The organism is Deltaproteobacteria bacterium (genome assembly GCA_016178705.1).
GTDB lineage: Bacteria > Desulfobacterota > Binatia > HRBIN30 > JACQVA1 > JACOST01.
In genome coordinates this window covers 510243-522688 of the sequence record JACOST010000014.1, presented here as the reverse complement: position 1 = coordinate 522688, position 12446 = coordinate 510243, and the positions used below count along the sequence as shown (strand labels likewise).

The 12446-nt window shown below is 62.7% G+C and carries 10 protein-coding genes; 2 read left to right on the top strand and 8 right to left on the bottom strand.

Features of this window, described 5'->3' with window-relative positions:
* Positions 1-123: 123 nt before the first annotated feature.
* The 6 genes from HYR72_10405 to HYR72_10380 form a co-directional block, all read right to left on the bottom strand.
* Positions 124-606: a RidA family protein gene (locus tag HYR72_10405; protein ID MBI1815379.1), complete on the bottom strand. Its 483-nt coding sequence runs from the start codon at positions 604-606 to the stop codon at positions 124-126.
* Between the two features lie 248 nt (positions 607-854).
* Positions 855-1193, bottom strand: a complete 339-nt coding sequence (locus HYR72_10400; GenBank protein MBI1815378.1) for a VOC family protein — start codon at positions 1191-1193, stop codon at positions 855-857.
* Positions 1190-1603, bottom strand: coding sequence for an MmcQ/YjbR family DNA-binding protein (locus tag HYR72_10395; protein ID MBI1815377.1), 414 nt, complete (start codon positions 1601-1603; stop codon positions 1190-1192). The genes HYR72_10400 and HYR72_10395 overlap by 4 nt, the downstream gene beginning before the upstream one ends.
* A gap of 71 nt (positions 1604-1674) precedes the next feature.
* Positions 1675-2742 (bottom strand): cupin domain-containing protein, encoded by a 1068-nt coding sequence (locus tag HYR72_10390; GenBank protein ID MBI1815376.1) that lies wholly within the window; start codon positions 2740-2742, stop codon positions 1675-1677.
* A 17-nt stretch (positions 2743-2759) separates the two neighbouring features.
* The gene (locus tag HYR72_10385; protein MBI1815375.1) at positions 2760-3320 is read right to left on the bottom strand and encodes a sigma-70 family RNA polymerase sigma factor; all 561 of its coding nucleotides are present in this window, start codon (positions 3318-3320) and stop codon (positions 2760-2762) included.
* Between the two features lie 36 nt (positions 3321-3356).
* Positions 3357-4151 carry a LicD family protein gene (locus tag HYR72_10380; GenBank protein ID MBI1815374.1) on the bottom strand — a complete coding sequence of 265 codons (795 nt, stop codon included), beginning with the start codon at positions 4149-4151 and terminating at the stop codon, positions 3357-3359.
* A gap of 650 nt (positions 4152-4801) precedes the next feature.
* Between HYR72_10380 and HYR72_10375 the strand changes: the two genes are divergently transcribed.
* On the top strand, positions 4802-5413 hold the full coding sequence (locus tag HYR72_10375; GenBank protein MBI1815373.1) for a helix-turn-helix transcriptional regulator: 612 nt from the start codon (positions 4802-4804) through the stop codon (positions 5411-5413).
* A gap of 577 nt (positions 5414-5990) precedes the next feature.
* Positions 5991-6635: a hypothetical protein gene (locus HYR72_10370; GenBank protein MBI1815372.1), complete on the top strand. Its 645-nt coding sequence runs from the start codon at positions 5991-5993 to the stop codon at positions 6633-6635.
* A 246-nt stretch (positions 6636-6881) separates the two neighbouring features.
* Here HYR72_10370 and HYR72_10365 read toward each other — a convergent pair whose 3' ends face one another.
* Positions 6882-8018 (bottom strand): tetratricopeptide repeat protein, encoded by a 1137-nt coding sequence (locus HYR72_10365; protein ID MBI1815371.1) that lies wholly within the window; start codon positions 8016-8018, stop codon positions 6882-6884.
* Positions 8019-9006: 988 nt separating this feature from the next.
* A complete protein-coding gene (locus HYR72_10360; protein MBI1815370.1) occupies positions 9007-12441 on the bottom strand; it encodes a carbamoyl-phosphate synthase large subunit in 3435 nt (1144 codons plus the stop codon).
* Positions 12442-12446: the final 5 nt, after the last annotated feature.

Sequence of the window (12446 nt, the reverse complement as noted above, 5' to 3'; positions counted from 1 at the left end):
CCGAGGGTTGCTCGTCAAGGAAAAAAGCAGGCAGTTGCCGAGCGGTGCCTCGAAGAGGCGTCCTATCACTTCTCAGCTCGAGGCGGCCGGCGCGATCGATGGCGTAGGCGAATCCGGAACGAATCAATCACCGACCTCTGCGATGAGTTCGACTTCGAGACAGATATTCCACGGCAGTGAGGAGTAACCAACCGCGAGGCGTGCGTGCTGTCCGGCATCGCCGAAGACTTGCACCAGCAGATCAGAGGCGCCATTGATGGTCTTGGTGTGTTCGAGGAAATCCGGTGTCGCGTTCACAACACCGTTGACCTTCACGATGCGCCGAACCTTGTCCAAGCTACCCAACTCGTGCCGCAGCGTGGCTAACATCCCGAGGCCAGCAACTCGCGCCGCTTCGTAGCCGGCGTCCGCGTCGAGATCCTGACCGAGCCTCCCAAGTATCACTGAACCGTCGGCGCGAATGGGTGGATGACCGGTGAGAAACAGAAGATCACCGGTTCGGACCGCGTGCACGAAGGTTCCCGCTGGTGGCGGGATCGATGGCAGCTCGATGCCCAACTCACGGAGTCTGGCTTCTGCAGAGACGGTCGCTTTGAAATCGCTCATGCTGGCTCCTAACCTCAATCCGAAGAAAGAATGGAAACCGCCGATGCACGCCGATGAACGCCGACCCGGACTTCAGCGCGATTCATCGCCTGATCACCAAATGCATTGCGATGACGTTTGCGGATCTCTCCGGTTCTTGCGGATAGCTTTGATCGGCGTGTATCGGCGTCCATCGGCGGTTTCCATCTATTTTCGCTTTGGGGTAACGGGCTTGTGCGAGACCTGTCAGCTCCTTGATCGACACGGCATCAGTACCCCGGTGCCGGCTGCCAGAGATTGAAGTGCGTGCCCTGATCGTCTCCGCAGGCCGCGCTCCACCCACTCGGGCTCTCCTGTGGATCATCGGCATGGCCGCCGAGTTCGCGCACGCGCGCAACCGCCGCCTGAATGTCGGTCACCTTGAACCACACTTGCGGACTCGTTGCTGCGGCGGCATTCAGCCCGCCCGGCGGCGTGGTGTTGCTGATATGGGCGTAGCGGTCGTCCGCATCCGGCGCGAACTGCCAGCCGAACAATCCGCCGTAGAAGCGCTTGCCGCGCGCCACGTCGGTAACCGGGATTGTGAAGTAGCCGAGATCACCAGTCATCGTATTTTCCCTTTCGTCTGCGTTCGCGCCGAGTCCGCTCCGGTTCTCGTCGTTGGTTGCGTGTGGTCGAGCCGCGCACGGCGTCGCCTCGGAGCGGTCATCCGGTAGCTCTCCTGCGCATGCGTGGCAACTTCGTCCCAGTCGATCGTGATGTCGAGGCGCACGCCGATCCACCCCTTATGGCCGACGTAGGGCGGCACGAAGAATCGCTTCGGGTCGGCTCCGACAAGAATGCTCTGCACACCTGGCGGGGCTTTGCACCACATCGAGATCCGTCCGTCACCGTACTTCATCATCGCGAAGATCTTGTCACGCACTCTGAACGTGGGATCTCCCCACGCTTCCTTCTCGGTCGATTCCGGAAGGGCGAGACAGATCCTTCTGAGCCTGGGTAACGGATCGTCAGTCATAGGTCCCGAGGTATTGCGCGGTCGCGCAGCCCGTCGTTGCCTCTGTGCCTTCATCCGTTGCGTTCGGTCTCTCAGCTTTCATGTCGTGGGTCTTGTGCCCACGAATGCTCATTTCCCTGCCGCGGTGTGGCGTAGAGATGCGTCACACCGCGCGGCGCGTTCTGCCGGTGCCACAGACCCTTGGGGCAAACGAAGACGGAACCTGCACGCACGGAAGTGTGAACCGGCCCATCGTTGGTCAGGACAGTGACATCAACCTCGCCGTCGAGCGCGTGGAGCAACTCGTCGCCGCCGGGATGGCGTTCCCACGGCGATTGTCCCGAGAAGCGAAACAGACCGACGACACACTGGTTCAACGACGCGAGCTCTCGCCACGCTCGCTCGGGTAGATCGCTCAGCGCACCGTCGACGTCGTGAGCGACCAACGTTGGATCTTTCGCGCGTCGGCCCCTTCCGGCGCTTTGCCGCGGCGCCCGAACGCGGCCCTTGCCCCCAGGTTCGAGCCGTGGGTCTTCTGCCGCGGAAGCCTGTGTGCCTTCCCCCGGCGTCGCGAAGAGCATCGACACCGGCGAGCGCGGGCGCAACTGGTGCCACAAGCCCTGAGGACAGATGAAAACCGAGCCGGCGCGCACGGTCGAATGAATCGGCCCGCCGTCGGCCAGTGTGACCACGTCGGCCTCGCCGGCGAGAAAGTATAGGAGTTCGTCGCCGCCGGGATGACGCTCCCAATGCGAGGGCGTCGAGCCGCGCGACACGCCGATCGTGCACTGGTTCAACTGCGCCAGAAACCGCATCGTCATCTCGGGCAGATCGCTTAGTGCGGCAGCGACATCATGCGCCACGAACTTTGGTGCGGCGGCCAGTTCTTCTAGCCGGGCGTAGATGTCGTCCTCGGTCACCAAAGGTTTGCCGTAACTCGGCACCGCCGCGGCACCTTCGCCCGTGCCGTGCACCGTCGACAGCAGCTCCGCCTTGAGACGCGCCTTGAACGTCTCGCGGGGGAGATCGTGCAGCTCGCCCGCGATGCGCAGCAGCGACGCGATTCGCGGAGTCACCGCGGCGAGCGATGTATCGCTTTGGTTGGCCATAGTCGCCGTCACCGCGTCATCGAGTTGTTCGGACAAGCTCCGTTTAGCCATTCGTATCACCCAACTTCTCACCCATCGCCCAACTTGGTCCGCAGATTCTGCAGCCCACGAAATTGCAGCTGCTTGACTGCACCCTCGGTGCGCCCGAGGTCGGCGGCAATCTCGCGGATCGTTTTCTGCTCGGCGAACCGCATGACGATGACGCGGCGCTGATCCGATGGCAGCCCGTCGACCAGGCGGAAGAGCCGCGCACGGTGCTCGATGTCCTCCAGGCTGATCGGCTCAGGATCATCGAGACGGGGCAGCTCGCGCTCCCTGGCAGCACGTTGCGCACGCGCAAAATGATCGGCAATCGCGTTCGCGGCGATCCGGAAGAGCCATGCGGCGAACGGCACGCCGCGCCATTCGAAGCGCGCCAGATTCGCCAGCGCTTGGTGAAAGACGTCGGCGGTGAGGTCCTGCGCTTCATCGCGGTCGCGGACTCGGCGCACGACAAACGCGTACACCCGTTCAAAGTGGAGTTCGTACAGCTCGGCGAAGCAACCGGGATCGCGCTGCGCCGCCTCGATCAGCAACCGCTCGGCGGTTTCGCTTCCGACATCCTTCACAACGGACGCACGACGGGCCATCTCCACAACCTATACAACCGGCGAGGGGCAAGAAGGTTACGGTTGGGGACCCGGAAGTACGTACGCCGCCGGCGATCGATCGACCAGCCGGACTCGAACGGGTCGAATCCGAACCTCGCGACGATGATCCCAGTCGACGTAAGCCACGTCGTTCCAATCATTCCCGAACAGGCGTTTCAGATAGGATCTACATTCTCTCGGCGCCGGAAGTTGCAGCGGCCCGAAAGGCCGGCGGACCAACGGCAACAACTCGCCCTGAAGAAAGTAGCCGGCCGCCCACTTTTGCCGCAGGCTGCGATCGACGTAGTGAATGAATTCCGTCTCCGCCTCGGTGGCCATCGCGAACAGGTCGACAAAGGGATAGCGCCAGTGGCGTCCGGCGATCGCGATGCCGCTATTGGGGAACAACTTGTAACCGCCGGCGCTCGACTCGATCAACGTGTACCCGTAGGCATCGAACACGCTGCCAAGCGCGAGCAACCGCTGCACGTCCCGCTGGAAAAACTGGACGTCGGCGTCATCGTCCCACGGAATCAATCCGGCATGACGCACGGCGCCGAGCAGTGTACCCCCTTCCATCCAGTAGGCGATGTCGTGCGCGGTCAGGACCGTGTCCACGAGTTGGAGCGCGCGATAGTATCGGCCGGCGATGAGCGGGTCGATGCGGCGCAAATGGCGATCGGTGACGAACGGTAGCAACTGCGCGCTCACGGCGGTGAGCAATTTTGCCAGCGTGCGGTGACGCGTCGAATCGTGCGACAAGAACAGAATCGCCGCGTCACAGACTTGTTTCGCCCGGTAGAGCAAACGCTCCGGCATGATGAAGCCCATGCCATATCGCCTCCGTGGAGACCATATGCGATCAGCGACCGGCGCCCACTCGACCTCGCCTTGGTTGCGACATCCGACTCATCAGCAGTGGCGCAAAACTGATCTCAGGATTCGCCAAGCGCGGTATCATCCCGGAGAGCGGCGGGACCTGGTATCTGCCCCGCCCGGTCGGCTCCCACCACGTGTTGATGCAGCTGCTGTTGCTGTTTCGCTCGCACGACCTTCAGGAAGGCATCGCGTCATTCCTCGAGAAGCGCCCGGCGGTGTTTGCGGGACGCTGAGACGCAGGAACCCGCGAAGCGGCTACGCAGCGCGGCGCCCCGGGGGTCTTAAGATCTTGACGCGCTGAAGTCGCATGTGATTTGGGAGTCCACGCGTTTCTGATGCAGTCGTACATGCGGACGGTGAGGCGATCGAAGCCCGGAGGGATTCGAATGGCACTGGACCAGCGCGGATCGCAGGAAAGCGAAGTCAGCCAGATTCAGCGGCGCCTACAGACGGCCGCACTTCACAACGGCTCGGGTGGTTAGGTGCGACTGGAGTAACACGCACAACCGAAGCATTTCGAGCGAAGGGCTCCCTTGAAAATTCATGACGCCAAGGACCGAGACGCGCTGCCAAGACTGGGGCGCGCGCCGGATGACGGAGTGGTGGACGATTTACTGCATCGGTTGGGTCACGCGGTGATCCTCGTCGACGAGCGAGGACGCGTCGTGCGCATGAACCAGCGCGCCGCCGAGATCGTTGCGCAGGGCGACGGCCTCTTGATTCAGCACGGCGTGCTCCGAGGAGTGCGCCCAACGGACACGGCGGCGCTCCACCGACTCATCGGGGAATCCGTGCACAGCGAGCCCACCAATGGATGTGCGGCCGGCGTCGGCCTGCGGCTTGAGCGGCCATCGCGCCGCTGGCCGCTCACAGCCTTGGTGACGCCGCTCACCTCTCTGGGGTCCCCACCGAACGGTCACGCCGTCGCGGCCGTGTTCGTCAGTGACCCGGAACATTCTCCCGCTATCGATGTCGGCATGCTGCGCCAGTGGTTTGGTCTCACGCCAGCGGAGGCGCGGCTGGCGGTCGTTTTGGCGCAGGGGCACAGCCTCGCCGAGGGTCTCGATCGCCTCGGCGTCGGCGTCAACACCGCGCGCACCCAGCTCAAGGCGATCTTCGGCAAGACAGGAACGAAGCGCCAAGCAGAACTGGTTCGCCTGCTGCTGACGGCCCCGACACTTACGGCTCCTAGAGTCAGCAAAGAGCGACCGTAAGTTTTTCCGCCGAAGCCTCACCCATTTGGGTGATGACGGCTCCGGACGAGTGGTCCAAGCTGCGGCGCAAATGCACGTGGGGGATCTGCGTTGCAAAGTGACGGCGGTTTCGTTCCTGCCCCGCCAGGATGGGCCGCGCGCGACGTCGGGCCGCTGGCGAACCTCGAAGATCGAAAGGTCATCAACAAGACCGATTTCCGAGGCGAGGAGCGGATGCACTTGGGACGGAAGGGAGAACAAGGCTATGCAGAACTGGAAGGCAACTCGATTGGTGCACAACCGGCTCTTGATCTGTGCTGTTCTAGCCGCGAGCTGGATGGGAGTTCCACCTCACGCTGCGGCTGCAACCCCCACGCCTACCCTCACGCCCACTCTCACGCCTAGCGTCACGCCTACTGCTACAGGCCCCGTGCCCGCAGTCATCATTGGCAATTCGCAAGACAACTTTCAGGGCGATAGGGTGACGTTCCCTGTCCAAATGCAAGTTAAGGTAGACGCAAAGGGAGACGGGGTCCTTACGTCCCGTTGCCTAAAGGCGGGTACTACCCTCCGAGGTGTCGGAAAACAGGATTCAACAGTGTACTTCGTCGTCACCTCCTGTAGTCCCACTTTGGGCTTCATGGCTTGCGAACCCGGCAATACCGACGGTACGTGGTGGCTCGGCATCCCGTGCAAACCAATTCCGCACGACTGCAATGTCCTCTGCGATGAGAAGGATCTTCCTCCCGACGCCACTCATCCCAACGGCGCGCCGAACCCCCAAAACGACTTGCCGACTGGATCTACCATTCAAATTCAGCTTTCAGAGGTCGCAAAGAAGCTACCGAATAGGTATGGCTTCGCATACGGCACCTTAGTGGTTCCATTCAAGTTCCAATTGACCGGCGCGCATCAGTTGACTGGTTCGGCCACGCTAGGACCCTACTTGGGGTATCGGTTTGATGCTGAGAACTATGGCTTGGCGACGACGCTGGCGGTTTTCGGCGGGATATCCAACATCTCGGTCGCGAAAACCACAACAGATCCGGCTACGATGATGACCTCCACGTCAACGCAACAGATTGCCGGATTCGGCTATGGCGGGGCGTGTATGCTTGAAGTCAAAGGGGGGTTCCAGGCAGGTGCGGTACTTGGGTTCGACAGCGTTGGCAGTAACCAGGGCTTTCAGTACAACAACAAGCCTTGGCTTGCGCTAGAGTTGGGATACTCGTTTTCTCAATAGAATGCTCCAGCGGCAGCGTGGCGTCGGTTAGTCGTAGCGGTGTGACTAAAGACTGTATCCAGCCACGGAGTTCGCGGAGTCGGCGAGGAGTAGCGACCACGAGGCTCTGACGGCTGCAGGATACCCTCGTCGCTGGCCAGTATGGAGCCAGCCAAGGACTGTGAATGTCCCGGGCGCTTCTTGCGCGTTCGCGTCGCTGCGGCGGTGCCGATCGCAAAGGCTCAGAACCCCCCGCGACTCTCGTCGTCACTCTGAGTCGGTCGGGACTTGCACACCTGACTCCGCGGCGCGGGCTCGCACGTGTTCGGCTTTCTCCCGGCGGCCAAGCCTTTCGAGGACGCGAACCTGAGCGTGCCACGCCGGGGCGAATTTCGGATCGAGCTCGGTGGCGTGCTGATACTTCGCACTCGCTTCTTTGTCTCGGTGGAGATCTACCAGCGCCTCGCCCCACCAAAACCAGGGATTTGGCAATTTCGGATCGAGCTCGGCGGCGTGCTCGGACTTCGGGATCGCTTCGTCGTCTCGCTGCAGATGTACGAGGGCGATGCCCCAGTTGCTCCAGGGAATTGCGTCCTTCGGGTCGAGCTCAATGGCGTGCTGGTACTTCGCAATCGCTTCTTCGTCTCGCTGTAGATGTAACAGGGCGTTGCCCCACCCAGTCCAGGGAGGTGCGAATTTCGGGTCGAGCTCGATAGCGTGCTGGTACTTCGCAATCGCTTCTTCGTCTCGCCGTAGATCGAAAAGGTCGTTGCCCCGCCCATACCAGGGAAATGCGAATGTCGGATCGAGCTCGGTCGCGTGTTGATATAACTCGGTGGCTTTGCTTGGCTGCCCCTGATAGGCAAAGATGAGTCCTCGCAGACTAAGTGCACGAACCTGCTCCTCCGCGTCTCCGGCATTGAGCGCCTCGTCGAGGATCTGTTGGCACTCGTCGGAACCCCCCTCGGGGCAGAGGTACGAAGCCAGTACGTACGGCTGCATCCGGCGGACCACCACCTCGCCCGCCTCCTCGAAGAGTTTCGGTAACTCCTTCGCATCACCGTCGACGGTCACGCGTGGCTTGCCACGGACGTGCATTTGAAGGCGGACCTTCACTACCTCTCCCTTCTTCTCCGTAACGACGATGTCTCCGGTTACACGATCCTGCGGCGTACCGAACAGACTCCGAAGCGGTGACAAGACCGACTGCACGGTTGTACCGATCCCCGGAATCGGTACGCTTGCCGTCCCATCGTCTTCATGGAGGACAAATTCGCGCCTTCGCATAGGGGTACTGGCCTTACGGTTGATCTCCTGCACCCGCTCGGCCAGCCAACGTGCCAGGACTTCGCCGGAATAACCCAGCTTCTCGAGATCTTCGGGAACGGCGAGTGGCTCGATCAAGACAACGGGCCTGCGGGCTTCTACCCCGACGAACCAACAGAGGATGACGAAGATGATCAGCGCCGTCGCGGCCCGCGCAACGTTGAAGATCGCCTCGCCGACGCTGGACACGAGAGCCAGCCAACCCTTCTGCTCTTTCGCCGCGGTCGCACGTTCCGGGGCTAGCGCGTTGTCGGCGGACGACGCGTCAGCGGGTGGCCGGTGAACGCCTGTGAGCGCCAGCAGAAGCGCAACGCCCATTCCTACGAAGCCCCACTCAACGAGGGGGCGAGATGCAAGCGCGCCACCGGCGAGTAGCAATCCAGCCAACGCAAATGCTGCGGCGACAATTGCGGAGCCGCTAACCACGAAGAGACGCCCCGCGATAAGAACCAGCGCGATGCCGATCAGAAACCACTTGCATGACGCGGCGAGACTGAGCCCTGCTAGCACCGTCTCATTGAACGTCCCGGAGTCCAAGGCGGTGAAGACCATCTTGATGTGCTGGTTCTCCAACCAGTCAAAGGCACCGGCGCCGACTGAAGCCCCGAGGATGAGGACACTCAGAACCCGGCTCCACCGAGTGGTAGTGCTTCCTGCCACGAACCCTAGCGCGACAAGCAATGAGACGTAGAGTGGGATGACGAAGTACGTGTCCAGGATCAAGGAGATGCGTGCTCTGCCGATCGGCTGTCTGGCCGGGCTCAGGGCGACGCCGACATCATGGCTAGTCTCCGCAAACTCGAGCGCCATCCCCGGAAGATGAAAACCGCTGGGCAGGAGCGATTCTCGAGGGCTCGAAAGGTATGGAAGGGTCAGGACAAGGATGCCAACACCCGCCAGCGGAGCAGCAATCCGTACAAAGCGCGCCAATCGGCGCTCAAGGCTCGACATCCTGGAAGACCTCCCAGATGGAGGTGCTTCTATCTCCGAGTCCAGAGAACGTTGTCAAGTGATCGGACCCAAGGGCGTGACTTCTAAACTTCCACACAGCGACGCGCGGCACTTGTCACCATGTGTCAACGCAAGGACGTTTCTTCCGCGTCCATCGCTCTCGCGCAGGTGCTGAGCGCAGGGCGTTCGTCACCCACCGCCGCGACTCCGCCGGATCGATCACATCGTCGATCTCGAAGTGCGTGGCCATGTTCAGCCCTTTGCCGTGTTCGTAGGCGCGGGCGACCATGTGATCGAAGAGTTGCTTGCGCTCTTCGGGATCTTCGACCGCGGCGAGCTCTTTGCGGAAACCCAACTTCACTGCGCCTTCGAGGCCCATGCCGCCGAACTCGCCGGTGGGCCATGCCACGGTGAAGAGCGGTGCTTTGAAGCTGCCACCGGCCATCGCTTGCGCGCCGAGGCCATACCCTTTGCGCAGGATGATCGTGCAGAACGGCACGCTGACGCTCGCTCCGGTCACGAACATTCGACAGGCGTGCCGCACCAGCGCGGTCTTCTCGACCTCGGGGCCAACCATGATGCCGGGCGTGTCGCACAAGGACAGAATCGGAATGTCGAACGCATCGCAGAGCTGCATGAAACGCGCGGCTTTGTCCGCACCAGGACTGTCGATCGCGCCGGAGAGGTGCTTCGGATTGTTCGCGATCACGCCCACCGGCCGGCCCTCGATCCGAATCAACGCGGTGATCATGCCGAGACCGAAGTGCGGGCGCAGTTCCAGCATCGAGCCGGTGTCCGCCAGCGTCTCGATCACCTGCCGCACATCGTAGATGCGCAGGCGATTTTCCGGAATGACGCCGCGGAGAAGTCGCTGATCGGCGCACTCCGATTGCTTCAGCGATCCTTGGAAGTAGGAGAGATACTGCTTCGCCACACGCACTGCCTCCGCTTCGTCCTTCACCGCGATGTCGACGACACCGTTGGGCACTTGCACTGACATCGGGCCGATTTCATCGGGACGAAACACGCCGAGGCCACCGCCTTCGATCATCGCCGGGCCGCCCATGCCGATGTTGGAGTTCGCGGTCGCGATCACCACGTCGCAACAGCCGAGCAGCGCCGCGTTGCCAGCGAAGCATCGGCCCGAATTGATGCCGACGAGCGGCACCAGACCGCTGAGTCTTCCGAAGAGATGAAAGGCCATGCAATCGAGGCCCGCCACGCCGGGTGCATCGGTGTCGCCGGGTCGCCCGCCACCGCCCTCGGTGAAGAACACCACCGGAATGCGCAAGCGCTCGGCGAGCTCGAACATCCGGTCCTTCTTGCGGTGGTTCTGAAAACCCTGCGTGCCGGCCAGCACGGTGTAGTCGTACGACAGCACGGCGCACTGCGTCTTGGCCTCATCGAAGAGATCGCCGTTCACGCGGCCGACGCCGGCGACCAGTCCATCCGCCGGCGTGCGCTCGATTAGATCTTCGAGCGACCGCCGTTGCCGCTGCGCCGCAACTTGCAAGGCGCCGTACTCGACGAACGTCTCGGGATCACAGAGGTCAGTGATGTTCTCGCGCGCCGTGCGCTGGCCGGTCTTGCGCCGGCGGGCGACCGCATCGGCGCGCGCTCCGTCGAGCGTGATCGCATGGCGCTGCCGCACTTCGGCAAGATCGGGACGAATGTGATCGAGATCGATGGCGCCCTCGACGACGGACGAGTCCATTTCGAGTTCGCGCGCTTCGATGAACACCAACGGATGTCCCTCCGGCACCGTGTCGCCTGCCGCGACGGTGAGCCGCCGCACCACGCCGCTCGCCGGTGCCTGAACGACGTGCTCCATCTTCATCGCATTCATGATGAGGAGCGCCTGCCCTCGCTGCACCGCATCGCCTTCGCGGATCTCGAGACTCACAATGGTGCCCTGCATCGGGGCGTGGATTCCCACGCAGTCATCGAGGCCCGTCGTGTCGTATTTTCTGAGATCACCCTCACCCTGTCCCCTTCGACCCGGCTCAGGGCAGGCCTCTCCCCTCCGGGAGAGGGGACCTGATGATGTGGCGCCACTCGCTGAACCTGGAGTCTTTCCGTATGCGAGAACCGCGAGTGGATCGTTTGCGTCGACTTTGGCACCGGTGAGTGCGGCGCCGATGGAGCGGCGCCCTCCATCTTCCTCGCTCGCCGCCAGTTCGGCGATCTGGTCTTCGACGAATCGCGTATGAATGCGGTTGGCGACGAAGTCAGGGTGCGCCAGCAGCCGTTGCAAGAATGAGATGTTGGTACGGACGCCCTCGATACGCAGCTCACCGAGCGCGCGGGCAGTGCGCGTAACGGTGTCGGCAAAGTGCGGCGAGGTCGAGTGCCCGATCAACTTAGCGAGCAGCGAGTCGAAGTTGGGATTGGTTTGATAGCCAACGTAGCCGCAGGTGTCGGTGCGGACGCCGTGACCCGACGGCAACTCGAACTCCACCAACGTCCCGCTCGCCGGCCGCGAGACGCCGTCGGTCGTGAACGTCTCGGTGTTGATGCGCACTTGCACCGCGAAGCCGCGCGGCGCGGGAATGTCCGATTGGCGGAGACCGAGTTCGACAAGCGACTGGCCGGCGGCGATCTGCAACTGCATGCGAACGAGGTCGAGGCCGAATACTTCTTCGGTCACTGTGTGTTCGACCTGCAATCGCGGGTTGGCCTCGATGAAGGCGTATGCCGAGGTGTCCGGCGCGCCGGCATCGACGAGGAACTCGAACGTGCCGGCGTTGAGGTAACTCACCGATGCGGCCATGCGCACGGCGTCGGCGGTGAGGCGTGCGCGCAAATCGAGCGACAGGCTCGGGCACGGCGCGATTTCGACGAGCTTTTGGTGCCGCCGCTGAATGCTGCAGTCGCGTTCGCCCAAGTGGCTGATCGTGCCGGAACCATCGCCGACAATCTGCACCTCAATGTGGCGCGTACTCGGCATGAACCGCTCGACGTAGACATCGCCGTTGCCGAATGCCTGGCGCGCTTCCGATTGGCAGCGGGTGTATGCATTGTCGACTTCTTCGCCGCTTCGCACCACCCGCATGCCACGGCCGCCGCCACCGGCGACCGCCTTGATCATCATCGCGCCCCCCGCGCCCAGCGACGCGAGAAACCGCTTCGCTTCGTCGCGCGTGACCGCGCCCGCTGTGCCGCGCAATACGGGAACTCCGCAGCGCTCGGCCAGCGCCCGCGCTTGCGTCTTGTCGCCGAAGATCTCCAGCGTCTCCGGACGCGGCCCGACGAACGTGATTCCCACCGACGCCGCCCGTCGCGCGAATGCGGCGTTCTCACTCAGAAAACCATACCCCGGGTGGATCGCGTCGCAGCCGCACTGCTGGGCGATGGCAAGGATTTGTTCACCGTCGAGATAGGCGGCGACACCGACGCCGCTCAACGGACGCGCTTCGTCGGCTCGCTGCGCGTGCAGCGAGCGTGCGTCGTCCTCCGAGAAAATCGCGACCGTACGGACACCGAGCTCCGCCGCAGCGTGCATGATGCGCACCGCAATCTCGCCGCGGTTGGCCACCAGAAGGTTCTTCATGGCAA